The organism is Streptomyces sp. NPDC058864 (genome assembly GCF_042742985.1).
Taxonomy (GTDB): Bacteria; Actinomycetota; Actinomycetes; order Streptomycetales; family Streptomycetaceae; genus Actinacidiphila.
Map to the genome: position 1 here is coordinate 1 of NZ_JBHYMQ010000011.1, position 22293 is coordinate 22293.

Here is a 22293-nt window from a genome sequence, read left to right on the forward strand (position 1 = left end):
GTGATGCCCTGCGGCACGATCGAGTACAGCGGGGTCGCGGTGCGCTGGTAGACGTCACGGATGAACGCCTTGCGGTCGATCAGGTAGGCCACCGCGCGCCGCACGGCCTTGTTGCCGACCACCGGGTCGTCGAGGTTGAACACCAGGTGCTGGACCTCGGCACCGGTACCCTCCACGACCTGGATCCCGGTGTCGCCGGCTATCGAACTGCGCTGCAGCGACGCGATGTCCGCGGAATTCAGACCACGGTAGGCCAGGTCCACCGACCCGTCCTCGACCGCCTTCTTCAGCGTCGGCTCGTCGCCGAAGAACTTCATCGTCATGCCGGAGTTACGGATCTCCGCCGAGCCCTGGTACTTCTCGTTGACCGAGAACACCGCTTCCCGGCCGGCGTCGTAGGAGTCCAGCTTGTACGGGCCCGAGCCCATCGCCCCGTTGTCCGTGCGGAGCTTGTCCGCCGGGTACTGGGTATGGTCCACGATCGACCCCGCACCCGAGGCGATCTTCATCGGGAACGTGGCGTCGGAGTACTTCAGGTGGAACACCACCCGCTCCGGCGAAGGGGTCTCGATCGTCTTGATCGAGTCCAGCAGCACCGCCGGACCGTTCTCGTCATTGATCTTGATGGTGCGCTCGAACGAGAACTTCACGTCCTCCGACGTCAGCGCCTCACCATTGCTGAACTTCAGGCCCTCACGCAGCGTGCAGTCGAAGGTCTTGCTGCCCTCGTCGGTGAACTTGCAGCTCCGCGCGGCCTCGGGCTCGGGCTTGGTCGCGCCCTTGGGGAAGCTGATCAGCGACTGGAAGACGTTGTTGAACACGATCCAGGAGCCGACGTCGTAACCGGAGGCCGGATCCACCGCGGTCACCTTGTCCGTGATGCCCATCGAGAGGGACTTCCCGGTCGCCCCGCCGTCCGACCCACCCGTGCCGCAACCGGCGACCACTACAGCGGTCACCGTCGCGGAAAGCGGGAGCGCCAGCCGTTGGACTCGATTCCTCACAAGACTTCCTCACTACTTTGCGGTAACCTATACACGGTCACCCGCATACAGTTACGAATTTCCGATTCACGTCAGACGGTCCCTTATCCTGCCAGGCGCCGCTTCGGTGCCCGGACCCGGGGTGACCAGCCGGAACGGCAGCATGCGTCGGCATGTTCGGATCGTGCCGGGCCGCGGCACGGCGGCCCTCACGCCCAAAGCCATGAACCTAGCCGTCGTTCCGTGAACGCCGAATTGCTCCGCAGTGGATTCGCGCCTACCGCCGGCGGAACAGCCGGGGCGCCAGCCTGCCTCGCACCCCATCCAAGCCGATCCGGTGTGAACGGCGCGTGAGCGAAAGAACGGCGGCCCGCACCCCGGAGGGTACGGACCGCCTGGCTCACCGATCTTCTTCGTGCTCCGCTCTCAGCCCCGGAGGGCGGCTCCGGCCGTCATCGGCGGAGCGCCTTGAGCGCCTGGCGGACCAGGGTCGCGCGGTCGGCCGCCGAGGTGACGTGCTCGAGGCCGAAGCCCAGCAGCACGGTGTCGTCCGTGACGACCGCGCCCTGCGTCAGCGGGCCGGTGCGCGTCCAGTCCCGCTGGGCGGGCGGACTGCCCGCGGGCGGACCGGAGACGGTCCAGGGGCCGAGGGAGGTCTCGAAGCCCTCGGTCTCGGTGACCGCGCCGCCGATGACCAGGGAGGTCTCGTCGGCCTGGAGGCCCTGCCCGCCGGAGCCGGGGTCGGTGACGTAGCTGAGCGAGACCTCGACCTTCTTGCCCGCGTAGGCGCTCAGGTCGAAGTTCACCGGCTGCCAGCCCTGGGAGGAGCCCGTGAAGCTGTTCCAGGCGCCCGAGGTGCCGGTCGCCGTGCAGCCGCCCGCGCCCGGGGTCAGGTAGTGCGTGAGCCACGGGTGCTCGCCGATGTAGAACCCGGCCTCGCACTCGGTCGGCACGGTGGTGCTGGTGGCACCGCCCGCCTCGGGGAGCGTGGTCCAGTCGTCGGAACCGACGGTGTGGATCTCCAGGATGGCGTTGTCGTAGCCGGGCTCGGTGCTCCACAGGAGGCGCGAGCGGAGGGTGGGGGTGTCGGCCGCGGTGACCCCGGTCAGGTCGATCGTCCGGGTGAGCCGGTTGTAGGCGTCGTCGGTGTGGACGGCGGCCGCCATGTAGGAGCCCGCGTAGGGCGCGTCGGAGGCGACGGACCCGGTGTACCGGCCGGCTCCCTTGCTCGCGAACTGCGGGTACGTGGCGGGCGCGAGCCAGTCGGAGGTCACCCGGTACGTGCCCGCCGTGTCCAGCGGGTTGCCGGTGGCGGCACCGAGCGGACCGTTGAACCCGGCCAGCGCGCCGGTGCCGGCGAATCCGGTCGCCCCGGCGGTCGCCGTGCGCGAGTACGCGCCGAGGTAGTACTGGCTGAAGTCGTTCGACGGGGTGCCGTCGGCCAGGGCCACGTTGCCGCCCGCCCGCTCGCCCGCCTCGATCAGCTTGCCGCCCTCGTTGAGGTAGGCGCGCAGTTCGAGCTGGGTGGGGTTGCCCGGCAGTGCCGCGCCCGTGTAGTGCACGACGGTGCGGAAGTGCCCGAGGACGCCGAGCGCGTCGGGCGCGCCCTGCGTGGCGACGTCCCAGACGGCCGCGCGGTGGCCGTTGGCCTTCAGCGCGTCGACGTACGCCTTGGTCTGGGTGGCGGCCGCGCCTTCCTCGGCGACGACGAGGGTGTCCGCGGAAGGGCGGTCGGCGACGGTGTAGGTGAAGTGGTCGCTGGAGACCTTCTTGCCGCTCTTGGTCCGGCCGGTGAACCACACCTCGACCTTGTCCCCGACGTCTCCGTCGCGGACCGTGGCGCGGTACTCGTCGAAGTAGAGGTTGTCCTCGCCGCCGAAGGTCTCGCCGCCCCGCCAGGAGCGCAGCGACCCGTCCTTGGTGCGGCCGCCGTTGACGCGGTAGTTGAGTTCCTTGTCGCGCAGCGACTTGCGGGCGACGACCGAGACCTGCTGGTCGTCCCCGCGCGCGTAGGAGGTGGTGAAGGACCCCGGGGTGAAGTCGGCGGCGTCCAGGCCCACGGAGGAGGCGGGGACGTCGGGGTGCGCGGCCGACTCGGCGACGGAGAGCGCGAAGGGGATGTTCTTCGCGAACTCGTCCTGGATCAGCTTCTCGTCGTCGGGGAAGTTGAATCCGGACTGGCAGTCGGAGGCCACCCACTGGTCGTTCGGGTCGATGTCGGAAGCCGTCTGGCACGTCGACATCTCGGGGGTGAACATCGCCAGGCCGTTGACGTTGGACGCGTGGCCGTCCGCCTCGCCGTTGGTGGTGTAGAGCTCCGAGGAGACCTGGGGGTGGTAGCCGGGGATCGCGGAGTTGTCCGGTGTGCCGGCCAGCGCCTTGTAGAGGACGTCGTCGGGGGTGTCCGTGGCCACCTGCCAGCCGACTCCGTAGAGCAGCAGTTCGGCGGCGGAGTGGTAGTTGATGCCGTAGGTGAAGTCGATGCGCTTCTGGAAGGCGTCCAGCGCCCGGGTCTCCGGCTCGGAGTTCGGGCCGGCGCCGCGGTAGGTCTCGCTCGCCGGGTTGGGCGAGGAACCCTCGTTGTCGTAGCCCCACTTGTAGGCGAAGTTGCGGTTGAGGTCGACACCGTCGCCGGCGGTGATGACGCCGTCGCCGTTGATGTCCCGCAGGTTCTTGCGCCAGAGGCGGGTGTCGTCGCTCTCGAAGGTGTAGTCGTAGCCGTCCGGGTTCGCGGATATCAGGAACCAGAGCTCGGTGGAGTCGACGAGCTTCTTGATCCGCTTGTCGGTGCGGTAGTTGTCGAGGTAGTAGTGCATGAGCCGGCGGGTCATCTCCGGCGTGATCCATTCACGCGCGTGCTGGTTGGACATGTACAGCACGGCGGGCTTCGAGCCGTCCTTGGACTTCGCGGCGTCCTTGGTGAGCTTGAGGGCGAGGATGTCCTGCCCGCGCGTCGTCTTCCCGATCGAGACGACCTTCGTCAGGCCGGGGTTCGCGCGGCCGGTGGCGAGGATCTCCTCCTTGATGCCGCCCTTGCCGCTGTACGGGCGGAACACCTTTTCGGCCGCGTTCTGCACGCGCGCCTCGGCCTTGGCTCCGAGCGTGCGCTCGGTGAGCCGTACGCCCTTCCTCTCCAGCTCCTCCGCCTGCTTGCCGGTGAGGTACACCTCGACCGCGGCCGTGCCCTGCGCGGGCGGGCGCTCGCTCAGCTCGTGCGCGTCCTGGCCGGCCTGGAGCAGCAAGGGGATCTGATTTTGCGTCACTTCCGCGCGGTACACCTTGACGGTGTCCGCTTCGGTGGCGGCCGTGCCCGCGTCGCGGGCCTGGGCCATGGGAGCCACCGTCGCACTGCACAGGATGAGGGCGCCGACCGCGGCGATCGTTAAGGATCTGGTTCTCACGAGCATCCCTTCACGTCGTTCCAGGACAGAGGGGCCAATCCCATAAGAAGCCGGGGCGTCAGTCAAGATGCGGGGAAAGACACGTCTGGGGGTGCCGTTGTGTCATCGGGGAGTCATTTCCCTTCCGGCGTCGGCGAATTCGGACGCCATTGCCCGAAGGCGGGTCGCGGGGCCGGGGAAATGCGGGATCGCCGTGAACGCGGTTCGTGATGGGCCGCCCTTACTTCTCGGTAGCCTGCTAATGGCAGGAATAGCCCGTTCCGTATTCGGGGTGCGCGGTCGGCTCCTCGTGCCGGGCCCCGTGGGTGTCTACGGCGCGGGCGAGTACGTCCGTCAGCGTCTCGAAGTCGAGCGAGGCCAGGGGTTCGGCCGGGAAGACGTAGCGCAGCATGACGAGTCCGGTCAGGTGTGCCGACAGCAGGGAGACGGACATCGGCGACCGCCGGACCCCTTCCGGGGCGGTCCGGTGCAGGCACGAGGCGAGGGCCGCGTCGACGCGGTGGCGGAGGGCCGCGGCGATCGGCCCGTCCGACAGTCCGGTGCGGTGGACGGCGACGAGCGCCGGACGGGTCGACTCGTCCTCCCAGACGGTGAGGACCGCCCGGGCCAGCCGCTGCCCCGGGCCGGTGTGCCCGGCTTCCGGCTTCCCGTCAGCAGGGTCGTCGAAGAGGGCGGACAGGTCGATGCGGGAGGACACGGCCTGCCGGAAGAGGGCGTCCTTGTCGGCGAAGAAGTAGTGGATCAACGCCGGGTCCACTCCCGCCCGCAGGGCGATCTCGCGCAGGGTGGTGCCCGAGTGGCCCTTGGCGGCGAAGACTTCGAGCGCGGCCGTGAGGATGCGGTTCCTCCTGTCGCTCCGCTCCGGACGGCGGCCGGCGGCGTCCGGGGGGTCGCCCGTGGGCGGCCTCATGGCAGCAGGTCCTCCGTCACCACGGCCGGGCCGCGGTGGTGGGCGCGGATGACCGCGACCACGGTGTCGGCGGTCCGGTCGACGTGCCTGCGGCCGTCGGGTGCCTCGGCGGTGCGGCTGATGTAACTGTGCGGGCCGACGTGGGTGGCCGGATCGAGACGGTGCACGGTGATCTTTCCGCTGCGGCGGGCGCGGTTCCAGCCGCTGTGGCGGAGCAGTGGCCAGCGCTGGGGGAAGATCCAGGTGCCGAGCCGTTCGATGCGGTCGCCGGCGCTGGTCAGCCGGTGCAGGTGCGCTGCGTGGGTGAGGTCGTTGGCGCCGTTGTGGAATCCACCGAGGGTGATCAGCAGGAGTGGCGCCGCCAGTCGGGCGTGCAGTTCGTCGACCGCGCCGGTGGCGACCTGCGCGCCGCCGCTGTAGCTCAGCAGCACGACGGGGGTGCCGCTGCCGGGGTGGTAGCCGGCGAGCCGGAGCTGGGTGGCGATCTGGCGGCCGACGGCCCGGTTGTACAGCGGCCGGTAGCGGCGGTCGGCGGCGACGAAGATCTGCATGACGTTGTGCAGGAAGAGCAGCAGCCCGATGCGGCGGCGCAGCCATGCCCACACCGGCCGTTCGGCCAGGGGGTCCGCGAGGGGCGAGTAGGGCTGCACTTGACCGAGCACCCGCAGTTCCGGGGCCCGGGCCAGGACGGCAGTGACGAGTTGGCCTCCGTCGCGGGTGTCGCGGACACGGCGTTTGCCGATGCCGTCGAGGTAGACCAGGTACGCGGCCGGGGGGCTGTCGGGAGCCGCGCCGCGGGCGTAGGGCACACCGTCCGGGAGTTCGGTGACGGGGGCGCGCCAGCGCGCACCGTAGGCCAGCACTTCGTAGCGGGCCAGCAGCGCTTCGGCGATCAGGGCGGGCCCGACCGCGAACGCCCAGAGCAGGTGGCCGTTCATGCGATCGCCTCCCGCGGTTCCGTCGCGCCGATCCGGACGACCATACGCCGTACGGCCTCGACCGCGAGACCCAGTCCGGCCCCTGCGACGGCCACGCAACCGGCGGCGTCCCACCAGCCGAGACCGCCGGCCGCGGCGAGCGGGCCGGCCAGGGCGGCCCCGACGCCGACGAAGAGCAGGAGGTGGAGGACGGGGCCGAGCCAGGGAAAGGCGAGGACGCCGGCGAGCATCAGCGGGGCCGCCAGGTCGGCGGTCCACACCGGTCCGGCGCCCTGCGGCGGGGCGGACAGGGCCAGTTCGGCCAGGGTCGCCGCGGTCAGTGGCCACAGCGCGAACACGGCGCCCTCGACGAGGCCGCCGCCCAGCAGCGAGCCCGCCACGAGGGTGCGCGGCATGCCGGGTCGGCGTACGGCCAGGGGCACGATGCGTCCGGCGGCCTCGGACACGCCACCGAGGGCCAGCAGGATCATGACGACGGGTGACATGGCTCAGCCTCGCCCGGGAGCGTCGGCGTGGGCGGCCTGCGCGCGGCCGACTGAGCGAGGTGCACGCAGGTAGCGTTCGAGTTCGTCGGCCGCACGACGGTATCCGCCGGCCTCGCGCTGGGCGGCCCGCAGGTTGGCCGCGGCCGCCAGGAATCCCGGGCCCTGCAGGAGGCGTCGCGCGAGGCCGCGCACACCGTCCTCGGTGATGTCCTGGGTGGGGATCCATAGTCCGGCGCCGAGTTCCTCGACACGGCGGGCCACCATCGGCTGGTCGGCGCCCTGGGGGACGACCAGCATCGGAACCCCCGCGTACAGGGCCTCGTTGACGCTGTTCATGCCCCCGTGGGTGACGAACAGCGCTGCGCGGGCCAGCACTTCGGGCTGCGGGACGAACCGCCGCACCAGCACGTTGGACGGCAGCGGGCCCAGCGCGGCGGGGTCGGTGCGTCCGGTGGAGACGACGACGGCGCCGGCCAGCGGGGCCAGGGCGGTGGAGAGGGTGCGCAGCAGTCGCGGGTCGGCGTTGAACACCGTGCCCAGCGAGACGTACACGACGGGGTCCCGCAACCGGTCGGCCGGGAAGGTGGGGTCGAGGGGGCGGGCACCGATGCTGGGGCCGACGAAGCGGTAGGAGGAGTCGAAGTGCCCGGCCTTCGGCTGGAACGCCCGTGAGGTGTAGACGAGGTTCAGCGGCTGGCGGATGTTGCCCAGGTCGGCCGGCGGCAGCCCGCGGGTGTCGTAGCGGCGACGCAGTTCCCGGCGCGATCGCAGGTAGCCCCGGACGCTTCGGGGCCTGGCGGCCGCGTCGGTCAGCAGGTCCCAGGAGCCGCGGGTCGGACTCGGTACGAGGTGGTTGAACGCGAAGGTGGTGAACGACGAGGCGGCGGGCACGCCGAGTTCGCGGGCGGCGACCGCGCCCCACAGGCAGGCGTTGTCGTGGACGACGAGGTCCGGCCGGCTGCTGCGCAGGTCGGTGAGCACTGCGGGCAGCAGGCCGACGGCGCTCGCGGCCAGCCCGTCCAGCAGGGCGACCGGTGTCGGCGCGTCGGGGAGGGGCCGCTCGCCGCCGGGGTGCAGGTACACCTCGGCGCCCGTGGCCTCGATCTCCTCCCGGAAGGCTGCCGACGTGTGGTAGGTGACGCGGTGTCCGCGCCGGACGAGTTCGGCGACCACCGGGAGGGTCGGGTTGACCCGTCCGTGCATGGCGACGTTGAGGAAGGCGATGGTGCTCACCAGGTTCCTCCGGGGATGCCCCGGCCTTCGGGCCGGGAGGGAATCGGACCCCTGCGGAGCAGGGCGGGAAACGGGGCCTCGCCCCCAGGGCGGAAGACCGTCGGGTGGTGTGCGTGTCGTACCGGACGACGACCGAGCACGGACCACCTCAGCTTTGCCGTGCAGGACCGGGCAGGTTCCCTCCCGGCCGGTGCTGGCGGAGTAAGACCTTGCGGGTCGCCGACCTGCGGGGCTTCCTGAGCGAGGAATCCTCCCGCGCCGGCAGGGGAGGGTTCACAGGAGCCCCCCGGGCCCGTGGGGAGTTGCCCCGGCAGGGTCGGCCGGGGCCGGAGGGAACCCGTCGGTGCGGTACAGGCCCGGGCCGCTGATGCGCAGCGCGTCGAGGAAGTCGCCCGCGGTGCGGTGCGCGGTGCTGATCAGCCGCTGGGAATGGCCGAAGTCCCAGGGCGCGGGCCAGGCGTCGATGCCGGTCGGCAGTACGACGGTCGGGACGTGCCGGGACACCTCGTGCAGATCACGTTCGATCTGATGACGCATCAAGAGCACGCCGGCCCTGGCGGCGACCGCGCCGGCGCCCCGGCGGCGGCCGGTCGGGCCGGGCGGTGAGCCCTCGGGGCCGGTGGACAGGGCCACGACGCCGGCCGCCCCGGCGTGCAGGGCCGCCAGTACCGGGAGGTAGGCGATCACGCCGCCGTCGACGAGCGTCCTGCCCTCGCGCTCGACCGGGGGCAGGATTCCGGGGACGGCCGCGCTGGCCAGCAGCGCGGACTCCAGGTCGCCGTGGTCCAGGAGCGCCGGAGCGCCGGTGTCGAGGTCCATGGCGACCGCCGTGAACGGGACGGGCAGTTCCTCGATCCGGGACGGCAGCCCGGCCCGCGCGATCAGCCGGCGCAGGCCGCGGTCGGCGAAGACGCTGGCCCGTGCGGGCGGGTAGCCGAGGGGGTACACCTCGCGGCGGCGCAGGCGGGTCCACACGTGGTCGAGCCGGGCCGCCGAGCCGTCGGGGTGGGCGGCCGCGATCGCGCCCAGGAGGGCTCCCACCGAGGTACCGATGATCATGTCGGGGACGAATCCGCGCTCTTCCAGCGCGTACCCCGCGCCGACGTGCGCCGCCCCGAGGACGCCTCCGGCACCCACCACCGCGGCCACGGGGCGGGGGAGGGCGCCGAGGGACGCCACTGCCGGCCGCTGCGCCGTCCGGCCGTACGGCAGGGGGCGCACTTCCTCGCCGGCCGTGACGTTCACGGCGCGGCCCCGGCCACGGACGCCCGCCGGGCTCTCGCCCCGAAAGCCCGGGCGTGGCGTGGGGACCGGTGTCCGGCCACGAGCAATCCTCATGATCCACCTCCTTCACCGCGGCACCGTGTCGGATCGGTGTCGCGGCCCGAACGGCCTCCCACCCCGTCCATCTTCGTTACACGAGCGATCGTATCATTCGATACTGTCTCGTGTGCGACCTTCTTTGAAACCAGCACCGAACGCGACCCGGGCACCGGCGGGGAACAGGAGGAAGCCGCGTGGCGAGCGAGCCACGCGGTCGGCGGACCTTCGCGCCGCCGCACCCTCCGTGACGAACGCCGCCTCGGACGACTCCACGGCGCACGGCGACGAAGGGGTGCCCTCCGGGAGAGGTGCGGCGCCGTCCGGGACGATCGCGGTGGTGACGGTCGGCGGTGATTCGGCGGCGGGCGCGCGGACGGGGCGGACCCGTCGCCGCAGCCGCCGGCCGGCAGGGCGGCGAGGTGTATCGATCACGAGCGCTGCCGACAGCGGCCCGGGCTTGACGTGGGCGAAGATCCCTGATGCCCGGCCGACCGTTCACGGCAGGAGACTGCCGGTCGAATGCGCCTGCGAGGCCACCCTGCGGCGCATGCGGCCGCCGAGACGGACATCTCCCGCGCCACGGCCCACACGCTGGGCCGCGGGCGGCGAGCCGTGGGCGAATCAGGCCTTGCCGACCGCTCCGGCCGGTCCCGCACGGCACCGCGTCGGACCCGGGCGGCCGCGGAAGCCCGGGTCTGCCGGCCTCGCCGACTCCGCCGGCCCCGCAACACCGGCCCCGCGCGCCTCGGCCCGACACCGGACCTGCCGGCTCCGGCCGCCCCGGCCGCCCCGGCCGCCCAACGGATCCTCGCCCGCCGCGGCCCGAACACGCCGGCCCATCCCGACCGGCGCCGGCGGCCCGCTCATCCACCGCCACCAACGCGACAGGTCCGGCGAACCGATCCACATCGGCGTCAGGAAACCGACCGGATCTCCGACGGTGGCGGCCGGTGGGGCTTGCTCACGCCTCGCCGCCCGAGGGGTGGGCGAACCGCGTCAGGAGCTCCGTCAACTGCTCGGACCCACCGGGGCCCAGGTCGGCGACCAGACGCTCGGCCAGCGGCGCCGCCGCCACATGGGCCGCGTCGAACAGCTCGAGGCCCGCGGGCGTGATCTCCACCGCCCGCACCCTCCGGTCCCCCGGAACGGCCTTGCGCACGGCGAGACCCTTGCGCTCCAGGTCGTCGACGACCCGCATGATCCCCGCCTTGTCGGACCCCGTCGCCGCGGCCAGGTCCCGCTGCACCGTGGGCCCGCGCTCGACCAGCACCAACAGCACGGCGAAGTGCCGCATCTCGATGCCGAGCGGCCTGATCGCCTCGACCATCACCGCGCCCGCCCGCCAGTGCGCCCGGCGCAGCAGGAGACCCAGGGCGAAAGGCGAGGTGTCCCCGGGGCGGTCGGTCGCGCGCGGAGAACCGGCTCCACGGGGAGTGTCGGCAGTCATGGACGCACATTACCAGCCATCCGCACATTCGAGACCGTATCGATTGAAACCAAATCTCGGCCGCGCGGTGTCACGCCGTTCCGGGCGCCCACTCCCCTGCCGGGAGCTGCGCGTACGCTCGGTGCGGACACCAGCGATCAGGAGGTGGGCGGTGCGGCGGGCGTATCTGCTGTGGACGGTTGCGGCGGCCGGATTCGCCGTGGACCAGGTCACGAAGGCGATCGCCGCGGTGGTGGTCGAGGGCCACGAACCCAGCCACGCCCTGGGCGGTGCGGTGACCTTCACCGCCTTCCGCAACTCCGGGGCGGCCGGATCCTTCGCCCCCCGCGCGACACTGCTCTTCACCCTGGTGGCGGTCGTCGCGCTGGTGGCCATCGCACGGGTCGCCGGCTCCGTACGTTCCGCGGGCTGGGCGGTCGGCCTCGGGCTGATCTTCGCGGGCGCCGGCGGGAACCTCGCCGACCGCGTCTTCCGCACCCCCGGGTTCGGCCGGGGCGCCGTTCTGGACTTCATCCAGATCGGCGATTCCGGGATCTTCAACCTCGCCGATCAGTGCATCACGGCCGGTGCCGTGATCGTGCTCGTCCAGAGCTTCCGCGGCGTCCCGCTGCGCGCCGCCGTCACGAGCGGCACCGGCACCGGCACCGGCACCCAGGCGCTGGAGCGGTAGCAGCGCAACGACGCCGTCGACACGGGGCCACGGCACGTACGCGCCGTGCCCGTCGCGCCCTTCGTCGTGCGAGCCGCCGCATCACGCGGCCGGCTCGACCTCCCCGCCGGACGGAGCGGCCTCGTCCTGCGCGGGCAGCCACGACTCGGCCCACGTCGAGATCTCCCGGACGACCTCCTCCAGGGCGCGCCCCTTGGCGGTGAGGTGGTACTCGATGGTCACCGGGGTGGTCGGCAGGACGTGGCGTTCGACGACGCCTTCCTGCTCGAAGCGCTTGAGGCGGTCCGACAGCAGCTTGTCGGTGATGTCGGGGATGGCGTCGCTGATCTGGCGGAAGTGCGTCGCACCCCGGAGCAGCTCACGCAGGATCACCCCTGCCCACCGACGGCCGATCATCTCGACGGCCAGGTGGTAGCGGGGGCAGAAGTCGGGCTCGTAACCGCTCATACAGCCAGCTTACCAATGGATAGCGGCTTGCCGACAGGGATCTCCTCTGTTAGCTTTCACTCAGCCAGCCACTTTCCAATAGATAGCCCCTATCCCTCAGGGCAGCCCTGCCCTTCGCCGGACGAGGAAGCACCAGAGATGACCACCACACCGTTCGAGCCCATCACCGTCGGGGAAACCCCGGTCCCCCACCGGATCTTCATGTCGCCCATGACGCGCAACCGCGCGACCGCCGAGGGCGGACTCGTCACCGACGTCATGGTGGACTACTACGTGCAGCGGGCCGGGGCGGCCGCGCTGATCATCACCGAGGGCACCCAGCCCAGCCGGGTCGGCCAGGGCTACAACGCGACCCCCGGTCTGCACAGCGACGAGCAGGTGGCCGCCTGGCGCACCCTGACCGACGCCGTGCACGCGGCGGGCGGCAGGATCTTCGCCCAGATCATGCACTCCGGGCGGATCGGCCACCGGGACCTCACGGGCCTGGTCCCGGTCGCGCCGTCCGCCGTGCGGGCGCCCGGCGTCACGTACACCGCCGAGGGGCCGAAGGAGCACGACGTCCCGCGCGAACTGACCGAGGAGGAGATCCTCGAGACGATCGCCGACCACGTCTCGGCGGCACGCAACGCCGTCGCCGCCGGCTTCGACGGCGTGGAGCTCCACTCCGCCTCCGGCTACCTGCTCCACCAGTTCCTCTCCGACAGCGTCAACCTCCGTACCGACCGCTGGGGCGGCAGCACCGAGAACCGCATCCGGTTCGTCGTGGAGACCGTCAGGGCCGTGGCCGAGGCCATCGGCGCGCAGCACGTGGGCCTGCGCATCTCCCCCGGCATCACGGACCAGGGCATCGTCGAGAACGACCCCGCCGAGCTGTACACCGCCCTGCTGACCGCCCTGTCCGACCTGCCGCTCGCCTACGTCCACACCCGCGAGCAGGCGGGGCGCGACCTGACGCGCAAGGTCCGTGCCGCCTGGCCCCGCACGCTCGTCCTCAACCCCCAGTACGACGACGAGCGCCCGCCCCACGAGGCGGTGGCCGACGTCTTCGCGGAGGGCATCGCCGACGCCGTCACCCTCGGCCGGGCCTTCCTCGCCAACCCCGACCTCGTCACCCGCATCAAGGCCCAGGGGCCCTACAACACCCCGGACCCGGCGAGCTACTACGGCGGGGACGAGCGGGGCTACACCGACTACCCGGCCCTCGTCTGAACCCGCCCGCGTGCCGCCCCCGGCGGCGCGCCACATACGGACGCGCCGGGCGCCTCCCTGCCGGGGAGGGGCCCGGCGCTCTGGTAGGACTCGTCACACGGCGCGGGCGGGGCACGGGTTCCGATGCCGTCCGGAGGTACGGAGGCCACGAGCTTGCCCCACTTCCCAGCCGCCGGCGCCGGCCGCTTCCTTCGTGACGCCCTGCGCTCGGGCGGCGGCCCCGGCTACCGCTACGCGGCCGGTCTGCGCGCGGCGTTGAGCATGGGCGTCCCCCTGACCGTCGGCGCGGCCACCGGCCACCTGCCGTTGGGGCTGACCGCCACCATGGGCGCGTTCAGCGCCGTCTACGGCGCGAAGGAGCCGTACGGCAGGCGGGCGGTGCTCCTGGCGGGGGTGGGGGCGGGCTTCGTGCTCTCCGTCGCCGCCGGATCGCTGGCCGGGGGCCGGATCTGGCTCGCGCCGGTCGTGATCGGCCTCGTCGGCGCGGTCGCCACGTACGTCTGCGACGCGCTGCGGATCGGGCCGCCGGGCGGCTACCTGTTCGCGCTCGCCTGTGCCATGTCCACCCCGCTGCCCGTGGACGCGGCGACGATCGGGCAACGGATCATCCTCACCGTGGCCGGCGCGGCCTGCGCCTGGCTGGTGTCGATGTCCGGTTTCCTGGTCGACCGCCGGGGACCGGAGACCACGGCCGTCGCGGACGCCTACGACCAGCTGGCCGCCTACCTCGACGCGATCGGCGGGCCCCGCCAGGACGCCGTCCGGCACCAGGCGGCCATCGCGCTGCGCACCGCCTGGTACGCCGTCGCGGCCCCGCCCCAGCCCCTGGGCCGGGCGGGCGGCCGGGCGCGGCTGAGACCCGCGGTGCGGCAGGCCCACCACGTGTTCGCCACCGCCGTCGGCGCCGCCGCATCGCGTGAGCCGCTGCCGGGCGAACTGGCGGCGGCACTGCGCCGCACGGCCGGCTGCCTCCGTGAACGGCGTACCCCCGCCCCGCTCCCGGCCCCGGGGCCGGGCGGGGAACCCGCCGCGCGGCGCGCCGTGCGCGGCGAGGTCGAGCGGGCCGTGCACGATGCCGTGTCGGGGGCAGCGCCGGACGACGCGGGGGAGCTCCTGGAACCGTCCAGCGCCACACGCTTGCTGGCCTCGGCGAGGAAGCGGCACTCGCTGGTCCTGCCCGCCGCGCTGCGCGTCGGATCGGGCGCCGTCATCGCGGGCTGGCTCGCCCACCTGTGCGGACTCGCACAGCCCTACTGGGCCTCCGGGGCCGCCATCGTGGTACTGCAGGGCGCCAACGTCACCACCGCGATCCGGCGCGGTGTGCAACGCGGCGCCGGCACCGCCGCGGGCGTCCTCCTCGGCGGCGCCGTCCTGGCCCTCCACCCCGGCGCCGCCGCACTGGTGGCGGCAGTGATGCTCGCCCAGTTCGCCGCGGAAGCCGTCCTGGCCCACAACTACGCCCTCGGCGTCGCCTTCATCACTCCCCTGTCGCTCTTCCTGACCGAGGCCGCACAGCCGGCACTGCCCGTGGAGCACCTCGTCACTGCCCGCCTCCTCGACACCGTGTGCGGCTGCGCCGTCGGTGTGGCCGCGGGCCTCACGCTCTGGCGGCGCACCTCGACCGTCCGGCTGCCCGGCACCCTCGCCCACGTCATCCGCGCGGAAGGAACGGCCTGGCACCTGATCCTCACCTCCGGGGACGTCGCCGGGCACAGCGCCGCCGCGACGGCCCGGCACCGCCTGCGCACCGACCTGATCAATCTCCGCACGGTCGCCGACAGCGCCGCCGGCGACCGCCCGGCACCCCGCGAACTCGCCCGGCTCTGGCCGGCCATCGCCGCCACCCAGCAACTCGGCTACCTGGCCATCTCCACCACCCGCCCGCTGCCCCCGCAGGCATCGCCGGGGCCCGCCGGCGACGTCAGCGTCCGGCGCGCCTTCGACGCCCTCGCCGCCTCCGCCGAGACCGGCGCCCCTCCCCCGCCGCTCGAACTCCCCCGGCTTGCGGTGCCGGCCCGGCTGAACGCCGCGCTGCACGGCCTCCACAGCGCCCTGAGCGCCCCTCACCCCGACCGATGACGCCGCCGGGCACTACCTCGCGGCTGCCGACGTGCCCGCCCGGGCCCGTCGGTCCCTCAGCCGGAACCGGAAGTCCCCCAGCACCCGGCGTGCCGCCAGGAAACCCGATGTGGCGTTGTTCCCGGCGCCCGGCCAGGTCGCGGCGCCGGTCAGGTACAGGCCGGGGACCGCCGTGCGGTAGCCGCCGTGCCCGGGCATCGGCCGGAACAGGAAGTTCTGGGCCAGGTGGTGGCTGCCGCCGGTGCTGTCCCCGCCCACCAGGTTGGGATCGGCGGCCTCCAGGTCCTGCGGGGTGTACGCGGTGACGTGGGCGATCCGTGCCCGGGTGCCCGGCGCGTACCGCTCCAGCTTGGCCAGCACCCGGTCGGTCATCGCCTCGGCGACCTCGGGCCAGTGGGTCTGCCGGATCGTGCCCGCCGCGTCACCACGGATGCGGGTGGGCATCGTACGGACCTGGATCCACACGACGTGACGGCCGGCGGGGGCCCGCGTCGGGTCGACCGCGGAGGTCTGCCCGACGATCAGCAGCGGGTCCACGGGCAGCAGTCCCGCCTGGGACTCGGTGTAGGTGCGCGCCAGATCGTCCACGTACGGCGCGACATGGACGTACCCGAAGCCGGACAGTTCCTCCCCCGCCGCCCACGGCAGGGGGCCGTCGAGCGCGAGGTGCAGCATGAACGTGCCCGGGCCGTACAGGAAGCGCTCCGCGTCGCGGCGCACCCGAGCGGGCACCTGCTCCGCTTCCAGCAGGTGCCGGTACAGGACGTCCGGGGCGGTGTTCGCGATCACCGCGCGCCGCGCGGTCAGTGTGCCGCCGTCCGCGGTGCGCACGCCGGCGGCCCGCCCGTCGCGGCACAGCACACGCTCCACCTCGACACCGGTGCGGACCTCGCCACCGTGGTCGGCGAGCACGGCCGCGAGCGCCTGCGGCAGCCGCTGCGCACCGCCCTCGACGACGGACATCCCGTTCTCCATGTCCGCGAACAGTTCCAGGAAGGGGAACATCGCACCGCCGGACACGTCGGGCGCGAAGTCCAGGTGCATGCCCCAGCAGGCCGCCATCGCCTGCGCCTCGCGCGTGGCGAACCAGGCCTCGCCCAGTTCACGGGTGCTCATCAGCAGCGTGTGCGCGAGGTCGCCGGCGCCGCGCACGCCGTGGTGGCGCAGCAGTCCGAGGACCTGACGCGCCGCCGAACGGGACGGCAGCGCGGATCCGTAGAGCGCGAACAGGTGGGGCGCGAAGCGCTGGTACTCGCGGTACAGGCCGGCGAAGCCCTCGGCGTCCCCGGGATCGTGTGCCGCCAGTTCCTCCATGGTGCGTGCGTAGTCGCCGTGCACCCGGACGCTGCCGCCCTCGGGGAACACATTGGCGTAGGGACGGTCGGTGGTGCGGAACCTCAGTCCCCGGCGGGCGAGTTCGGGGCCGAAGTCGGCGTACGCCCGGGAGCCGAGGAAGAGGTTCTGGTTGGTGGAGTACAGGTCGTGCACGAACCCGGGCAGCGTCACCTCGCCGCCGGCGATGGCACCGCCCACGGAGGCGTTGCGCTCCAGCACGGCCACCGACCACCCCGCCCGCGCCAGGTAGAGGGCTGCCACCAGCCCGTTGTGGCCGCCGCCGACGACGACCGCGTCGTAGGAGTCCGCAGCCGTCATCGCCGGGCCCTCCTCGGGGCGTTCGTCCTCGCGCTCGCGCAAAGGCTCATGGACCTATCCTTCGTTCGCCGGTGGGGTGGCGCCGGGGCCGCCCGGGCGGACGATCAGCAGGGCCGTGTCGTCGGTTCCGGGGGCGGTCCGCAGGGCGTGTTCGAGGAGACTGTCCGCGACGGCGTCCACGCCCTGGCCGGCCGTCGCCACCAGGTGCGGCACGAGGTCGCACGCGGCGGACTCCGCGTCGACGCCGGGCGATTCGACGAGGCCGTCGGTGTACAGCGCCAGCAGCGTGCCCGGCGGCACGGGGATCTCCGTGGTGGGGTAGTCGCCGTCCGGTGCGATGCCCAGCAGCAGGCCCGGCGTCAGACCGAGGATCCCCGCGCGTCCGTCGCAGTGGCGGATCAGGGGCGGGGGGTGGCCGGCCGTGGCCAGCCGGGCGACGTGCCGCTCCAGGTCGATGTGGGCGAACAGGCAGCTGGTGAACAGGCCGGTGTCCAGGTCGGACAGCAGGCGGTTGGTCCGGGCCAGTACGTCGCCGGGTGAGGAGTGGGCGCTGGCGTGGGCGTGGACGGCGATGCGGACCTGTCCCATGAGCGCAGCGGCCTGCAGGTTGTGGCCCTGGACATCGCCGATGGTGACGGCCGCACAGTTGGGGCCGCAGTGGATGAGGTCGTAGAAGTCGCCGCCGATCTCGCTGCCGTGGCCCGCCGGCAGGTAGCGGGCGGCGACCTCGAGGCCGGGTATCCGGGGCAGTTCCTTGGGCAGCAGACCGGTCTGCAGGGTGCGGGCGAGCTGGTGCTTGGTGTCGTAGAGGTGGGCGCGGTCCAGGGCCTGCGCGATGAGTCCGGCCAGGGCGATGAGGACGTTGCGCTCGGCCTGGGGGAAGGGACGGGGCCGGTCGTAGGACAGGACCAGCAGTCCGACGGGCCGGCCCGAGGTGATCAGCGGCAGGAAGGCCCACGCGTCCCTGTGCCGGAAGCGGAGGGCCTCCGGGTAGGAGCGGTGCAGGTCGGCGAAGCTGGGGAAGAACAGCGGGGTGCCGCGGGAGAGGGCCCGGGCGGTGACGATGGCGGAGGTCAGGGGCGCCCCGTCGACCTGGGCCATGAACTCGTCGGTGTAGCCGCGGTGGCCGACGACGCGCAGCCGCCCGCCCTCGGCGGTGAGCACGACCAGGCCCTGGGCCTCGAACGCCGGGACCAGCTGGTCGGCGACCTGGTCGACCACGTCCTGCACCCCGACGGCCTCGGTGAGCGTCGCGGCCAGGTACATCAACTGGTACATGGCCGACGCGCCGACCGGGCCGCGGGCGCCCGGCGGAGCCACCGGTCCGTCAGCGGACCGCGCGCACTCCCCCGGTGACGGGGTGACGGTGACGCTGACCCCGGAGGGACCCGGGTCGAGGCGGAAGGACAACCACTGGTCGGGGGGCCGCAGGGCGGTGAACGAGGTGGTCTGCTTGCTGATGACGGCGGCGCGGTACGCGTCCTCGAAGGCCGGGCCGTCGACCCACAGCAGCCGCTCCCACGGCAGGGAGCCCATGAGGTCCGCGGCACCGACGCCGAGCAGCTCGGCCGCCGCCGCGTTGAGGAACCGGACCCGGCCCTCCAGGTCGAGCGAGCAGCACCCGGTCGGCAGCCGCTCGGCGAAGTCGTACGCCGCCAGCGCCTCGTCCCGGCTCGGCTCGCGACGGCGCGCCGACCGCAGGATCAGGGCGTCGGCACCGGCCACGACGGGGTGGCCCCGGTCCGAGTAGTGCTTCAGGAGCCGTCCCGCCCTGCCGCTGAAGATGCCGATCGCGTCCCGCTCGCCGGGGCTCAGCACCGGCGGGTGCCAGACGGGCCACAGCAGGCACACCGCGCCCCATGCCGCGTCACCGTCCATGATCGGCGCCGCCGCCAGCATGATCTCGTAGGGGGCCACCAGCGCGACCCGGGGGAAGCGCTCGGCCAGCTCCCGGGAGTTCCCCACCCACACCAGCGACCGCTCCCGCAGGGCCTGTGCCACCGGTGCCGCGTCGTCCGGCCCGATCCGCGCCCAGGGGGCGGCGATCCGCCGGGACGTCCCGGACAGCGCCACGAGCTCCAGCACCCGGTCCTCCGGCGTGAGCACATAGAGCATGCCCACCGCGGTGTCGGTGTCCCGGACGAGACCCTCGAACAGGCCGGCGAGCCGCCGTATGCCGCCCGTCGTCGGCCTCACGTCATGCCGGGTCACCGCGTTCGCCCCCGTCGCCTGGGTGCCGGGACGCGTGGGCCGGCAACCGGCGGTACCGTGCGCGCCGAGCCGTCCGTCGGTGCCGCTGAGCCCCGCGGCCACCACACCGCTCTGGTCCCATAAACGGACCATACGCCCCAAGGGGCGCTACGGCATCCACAGGCTCCGGCTACGGTAGGCGACCGTCATCTGCTGTGATCGGTGCAGGTCAGCAAGGTGCGCCGTCCGTGAACCGCCGCCGGGATCAGGTGTCCCGGTGGGACGGTCTGGCGGTGCCGTGGATGCGTCTGGCGCGGGAGGCGTAGGCACGGCGGGCGATGACGGGGATCAGGAGGCGCGCGGCGAGCGGGGCGCCGGTGAGCAGGCCCTTGGCGGCCCGGGGTCCGGCCTCGTACGCCAGCATGCCCAGGGACACCGTGAGCGACTTCGTGTCGTGACCGGCGAAGGTGTGCTCCGCGAGCCCGGCCCATTCCGCCGCGGTGACGTGCCGGGCGCCGAGGGGAAGGATCTCCTTCTCCTCCAGTGCGTGGTGCCTGACCGCCCGGTGCGTCAACCGCTCGATCGCGGAGGCGAGTTCACCGCCGGACCGGGCCGTCGACCGCCAGTCCCGCAGGTGCCGGTCGACCTCGGAACGCACGCCTTCCATAAGCCGGTGCTGCTCCCGCATCACGGGGACGACGGCCGCCGCGGCGTGACCGGCGCGTGCGGCGAGCAGCGGCCACAGCAGCAGGTCCTGTCCCCGGTGGTGCCGGTGCAGCAGGGAGCACACCAGCGCGATGTGGTCCGCCACGGCGGCCACGCGCCGGACGTCCCCCGGCGGTACGCCGCGTACGGCCTGCGGGAGGAGGCCCAGCTCCCGGTCCAGCACGGTGTGGAGCACGGGCACGTCACGCACGTCGGCCATCGGCCGGTCGACTGCGGGGTTCACGGAATCCTCTGGGAGTGGCGGATGCCGGGGTGCCGCGCCGGGAGGCGGGGGCGCGGCACCCGGCGTCGTACGGTCCGGGTCAGACGAGCTTGGCCGTCAGGGTGATGGCGGTACCCGCGAGGGCCTGGCTGACCGGGCAGTTCTCCTTGGCGTCCGTGGCCGCCGCGACGAACGCGTCGTCGTCCAGGCCGGCCACGGTGCCCTCCGCGGTGAGGTGGATTCCGGTGATGCCCACGCCCGGCTCGAAGGTCACGTCCGCCGAGGTGACGAGCTTCGTGGGCGGCGTGCCCGCACCGGTCAGGCCGTGCGCCAGGGCCATGGCGAAGCAGCTGGAGTGGGCGGCGGCGATCAGCTCCTCGGGGCTGGTCCTGCCGTCGGCGTCCTCGGCCCGCGAGGGCCAGGACACCGGCTGCCGGCCGGTGCCGGAGGAGTCGAAGGAGACGGTGCCCCTGCCTTCGAGCAGGTCGCCGTCCCAGACGGTGTGCGCGCTGCGCGTTGTTGCCACGATGAACCTTCCAGGAATCACTCGTCGTAGCGGAACAGCGCGATCGCGGCGTCGGACCACCGTGACCACTCGATCATGTTCCGCGCCGCCGACGCTCCCAGAGCGGGCGCGCCCTGGTCATCGGGAGAACTGCGCATCTTCCGCCCGGGCCCGTTGCCGCGCACATGGGAAGAAGTACCGAAGCACGGCGACGCCGGACCCGCGCGCCTGCGCGCACGGGTCCGGCCCTGGCGGGTTCGACGGGGTGCCGGCTACCGCATGCCCTCGGTGACGATGTCCATGTCACCGCTGAAGATGACGACCTTCCCGATCAGGTCCCCGTCGCACTGGAGGATCTCCGATCCCAGGGCCGACTTGCCGCCCGGGAAACCGAAGTCCCAGGCCCAGTGGATGAATTCCCGGTTCTGCGAGTGACCCGTGACGATGCCGCTCAGCGGCGGGGCCTGGCGCTGCACGACGTCGATGTAGGCGTTGACGGCGTCCCGGCCCACGAGGACCTGGTCGGGCTCCATGAACGTGATGTCCTGCGTGTAGATGCCCTCCATCGCCTTGGCGCGCTCGGCGGGGTCCGGGGTCATCCAGACCTCCAGGTGCTTGGCGATGAGCACCCGGGCGGGGTCCGACCCTCCGGTCAGCGTGAGGTGGAGCCGCGAGATCCGCCCGTCCGCGTCCAGGGAGGCGGAGACCTCGCCGCTGGCAGAGCAGCCGTTGCCCCGGAGGTCCGTTCCCGTCCGGCTCCACGTGCCCTTCAAGGAGCCGTCCGCCACCACGGAGGACGTCCAACGGAGGCTGGACTCCTTCCACTTGACCGCCTGCGCCCGATGGAGGCCGACGGCCGGTTCCCGGCCCTGGACCATTTCCCCGCTGTGCATCAGCACCACGTTCTCGGCGAGGACGTCACGGAGGCCGTCCAGGTGGCTGTCGCCGCTGTCGGCGGAGTCCACGATCTCGAAATAGCGGTCGAGCATCGTCGTCACGCTTGCATTCCATTCTGTCTGCACTTGTCGACGGGCGCCGGCACTGCGGGAGCGGCGCCCGGGGCGCGCGATCGCGAGTTCGCGATCACGTTCCCGTCAGGGAGACGACACGGCCTCCGCGGAAGTGACAGATCAGGCGTCCGGAATTTCGCCTCGGGATTCGGGACCGGTAATTCCGGAGGAATGCGCACGTCAATTCCACCGGCGGAGCTTCTCCGGGTTGAGCACGGCCCAGACCTGTGCGACACGGCGGTCGGTGACGTCGAGGCTGATCACCGCGGCCACGGTGCGGTCGCAGCGCGCGACGAGTCCGGTACGGCTGTTCACCGACTGGGCCGTCAGCGTCGTGCGCGGGTGGGGGCCCAGCAGCGTCAGCAGGGTGCGCGTGACCTGCTCGCCGCCGTGCACCGATCGGACCGCCGTCCGCACCTTGCCACCGCCGTCGAAGACGGCCATGGCGTCCGGGGACAGCGCGGACGCCAGCGACGCGGCGTCGCCCGCCGCACAGGCCTCCCCGACGGCACGGACCACCGCGTCGTGCTCCACCGAGGCCGACGGGCCGGAGCGCCGCGCCTGGAGCCAGCGGCGTGCGGCGGCGGTGAGTTCGTCGTCACCCGGCTCCGCAACGCCGCGACCGGTGTCGCGGTCCCCGCCGGACGCGGCAGCCGGGCGGCCCCGGCAGATGCCGCCGGCGGTCGCCGACAGCCAGGCCCGGGGCGACGAGATCCCCGCGCGCTCGGCGTCGGACAGCGCGAACCACCGGCGGTAGGTCTCGTCGATCACGCTCTCCGCGTCGCGGCGGCCACCCGACATCCGGTGGGCGACTTCCAGCAGATGCCGGCGCTCGTCGAGCAGCTCCGCGATCGGCACCGCGTCACCTGCAACGTCCATGCG

The 22293-nt window shown here is 72.9% G+C and carries 18 protein-coding genes; 3 read left to right on the forward strand and 15 right to left on the reverse strand.

Annotated features, from left to right (window positions below):
* The 8 genes from ACFW3D_RS11195 to ACFW3D_RS11230 form a co-directional block, all read right to left on the reverse strand.
* Nucleotides 1-1004, reverse strand: a 1004-nt coding sequence (locus ACFW3D_RS11195) for an ABC transporter substrate-binding protein (RefSeq protein ID WP_500503765.1), incomplete at its 3' end; no start/stop codon positions are given.
* Between the two features lie 431 nt (nt 1005-1435).
* The gene (locus tag ACFW3D_RS11200) at nt 1436-4384 is read right to left on the reverse strand and encodes a M14 family metallopeptidase (protein ID WP_500503766.1); all 2949 of its coding nucleotides are present in this window, start codon (nt 4382-4384) and stop codon (nt 1436-1438) included.
* Nucleotides 4385-4622: 238 nt separating this feature from the next.
* Complete coding sequence (locus ACFW3D_RS11205) at nt 4623-5294, reverse strand: TetR/AcrR family transcriptional regulator (RefSeq protein WP_500503767.1); 672 nt, start codon at nt 5292-5294, stop codon at nt 4623-4625.
* Complete coding sequence (locus ACFW3D_RS11210) at nt 5291-6232, reverse strand: hypothetical protein (protein ID WP_500503768.1); 942 nt, start codon at nt 6230-6232, stop codon at nt 5291-5293. Before ACFW3D_RS11210 ends, ACFW3D_RS11205 begins: the two co-directional genes overlap by 4 nt.
* Nucleotides 6229-6717 carry a hypothetical protein gene (locus tag ACFW3D_RS11215; protein WP_500503769.1) on the reverse strand — a complete coding sequence of 163 codons (489 nt, stop codon included), beginning with the start codon at nt 6715-6717 and terminating at the stop codon, nt 6229-6231. Before ACFW3D_RS11215 ends, ACFW3D_RS11210 begins: the two co-directional genes overlap by 4 nt.
* 3 nt (nt 6718-6720) lie before the next feature.
* Nucleotides 6721-7950 (reverse strand): macrolide family glycosyltransferase, encoded by a 1230-nt coding sequence (locus ACFW3D_RS11220; protein ID WP_500503770.1) that lies wholly within the window; start codon nt 7948-7950, stop codon nt 6721-6723.
* Nucleotides 7951-8223: 273 nt separating this feature from the next.
* Nucleotides 8224-9195, reverse strand: coding sequence for a patatin-like phospholipase family protein (locus ACFW3D_RS11225; RefSeq protein ID WP_500503771.1), 972 nt, complete (start codon nt 9193-9195; stop codon nt 8224-8226).
* Between the two features lie 1039 nt (nt 9196-10234).
* Nucleotides 10235-10720: a MarR family winged helix-turn-helix transcriptional regulator gene (locus ACFW3D_RS11230; protein ID WP_500503772.1), complete on the reverse strand. Its 486-nt coding sequence runs from the start codon at nt 10718-10720 to the stop codon at nt 10235-10237.
* A gap of 151 nt (nt 10721-10871) precedes the next feature.
* On the opposite strand from ACFW3D_RS11230, the gene ACFW3D_RS11235 reads away from it, so the two are divergent.
* On the forward strand, nt 10872-11390 hold the full coding sequence (locus ACFW3D_RS11235) for a signal peptidase II (protein WP_500503774.1): 519 nt from the start codon (nt 10872-10874) through the stop codon (nt 11388-11390).
* Between the two features lie 81 nt (nt 11391-11471).
* On the opposite strand, the gene ACFW3D_RS11240 is transcribed toward ACFW3D_RS11235, so the two are convergent.
* A complete protein-coding gene (locus ACFW3D_RS11240; protein WP_500503776.1) occupies nt 11472-11837 on the reverse strand; it encodes a winged helix-turn-helix transcriptional regulator in 366 nt (121 codons plus the stop codon).
* Nucleotides 11838-11975: 138 nt separating this feature from the next.
* Between ACFW3D_RS11240 and ACFW3D_RS11245 the strand changes: the two genes are divergently transcribed.
* Both ACFW3D_RS11245 and ACFW3D_RS11250 read left to right on the forward strand, forming a co-directional pair.
* Nucleotides 11976-13046 (forward strand): alkene reductase, encoded by a 1071-nt coding sequence (locus ACFW3D_RS11245; protein ID WP_500503779.1) that lies wholly within the window; start codon nt 11976-11978, stop codon nt 13044-13046.
* A 153-nt stretch (nt 13047-13199) separates the two neighbouring features.
* A complete protein-coding gene (locus ACFW3D_RS11250) occupies nt 13200-15125 on the forward strand; it encodes an FUSC family protein (RefSeq protein ID WP_500503781.1) in 1926 nt (641 codons plus the stop codon).
* A gap of 12 nt (nt 15126-15137) precedes the next feature.
* On the opposite strand, the gene ACFW3D_RS11255 is transcribed toward ACFW3D_RS11250, so the two are convergent.
* From ACFW3D_RS11255 to ACFW3D_RS11280, 6 genes are all read right to left on the reverse strand, one after another.
* Entirely contained in the window at nt 15138-16820 is a 1683-nt protein-coding gene (locus ACFW3D_RS11255; RefSeq protein ID WP_500503784.1) for a phytoene desaturase family protein, read from the reverse strand.
* A 12-nt stretch (nt 16821-16832) separates the two neighbouring features.
* Complete coding sequence (locus ACFW3D_RS11260) at nt 16833-18974, reverse strand: SpoIIE family protein phosphatase (protein ID WP_500503786.1); 2142 nt, start codon at nt 18972-18974, stop codon at nt 16833-16835.
* Nucleotides 18975-19233: 259 nt separating this feature from the next.
* Nucleotides 19234-19917: a hemerythrin domain-containing protein gene (locus ACFW3D_RS11265; protein WP_500503789.1), complete on the reverse strand. Its 684-nt coding sequence runs from the start codon at nt 19915-19917 to the stop codon at nt 19234-19236.
* 79 nt (nt 19918-19996) lie between these two features.
* Nucleotides 19997-20422 carry an OsmC family peroxiredoxin gene (locus ACFW3D_RS11270; protein WP_500503792.1) on the reverse strand — a complete coding sequence of 142 codons (426 nt, stop codon included), beginning with the start codon at nt 20420-20422 and terminating at the stop codon, nt 19997-19999.
* A gap of 251 nt (nt 20423-20673) precedes the next feature.
* The gene (locus ACFW3D_RS11275; RefSeq protein WP_500503794.1) at nt 20674-21399 is read right to left on the reverse strand and encodes a hypothetical protein; all 726 of its coding nucleotides are present in this window, start codon (nt 21397-21399) and stop codon (nt 20674-20676) included.
* 192 nt (nt 21400-21591) lie between these two features.
* A complete protein-coding gene (locus ACFW3D_RS11280) occupies nt 21592-22290 on the reverse strand; it encodes a sigma-70 family RNA polymerase sigma factor family protein (RefSeq protein ID WP_500503796.1) in 699 nt (232 codons plus the stop codon).
* Nucleotides 22291-22293 lie beyond the last annotated feature (3 nt).

Bases quoted from the DNA above. Each gene is read 5' to 3' on its own strand.
- ACFW3D_RS11205 (WP_500503767.1), bottom strand. From the start codon at position 5,294: ATGAGGCCGCCCACGGGCGACCCCCCGGACGCCGCCGGCCGCCGTCCG.
- ACFW3D_RS11210 (WP_500503768.1), bottom strand. From the start codon at position 6,232: ATGAACGGCCACCTGCTCTGGGCGTTCGCGGTCGGGCCCGCCCTGATC.
- ACFW3D_RS11215 (WP_500503769.1), bottom strand. From the start codon at position 6,717: ATGTCACCCGTCGTCATGATCCTGCTGGCCCTCGGTGGCGTGTCCGAG.
- ACFW3D_RS11230 (WP_500503772.1), bottom strand. From the start codon at position 10,720: ATGACTGCCGACACTCCCCGTGGAGCCGGTTCTCCGCGCGCGACCGAC.
- ACFW3D_RS11240 (WP_500503776.1), bottom strand. From the start codon at position 11,837: ATGAGCGGTTACGAGCCCGACTTCTGCCCCCGCTACCACCTGGCCGTC.
- ACFW3D_RS11245 (WP_500503779.1), top strand. From the start codon at position 11,976: ATGACCACCACACCGTTCGAGCCCATCACCGTCGGGGAAACCCCGGTC.
- ACFW3D_RS11280 (WP_500503796.1), bottom strand. From the start codon at position 22,290: ATGGACGTTGCAGGTGACGCGGTGCCGATCGCGGAGCTGCTCGACGAG.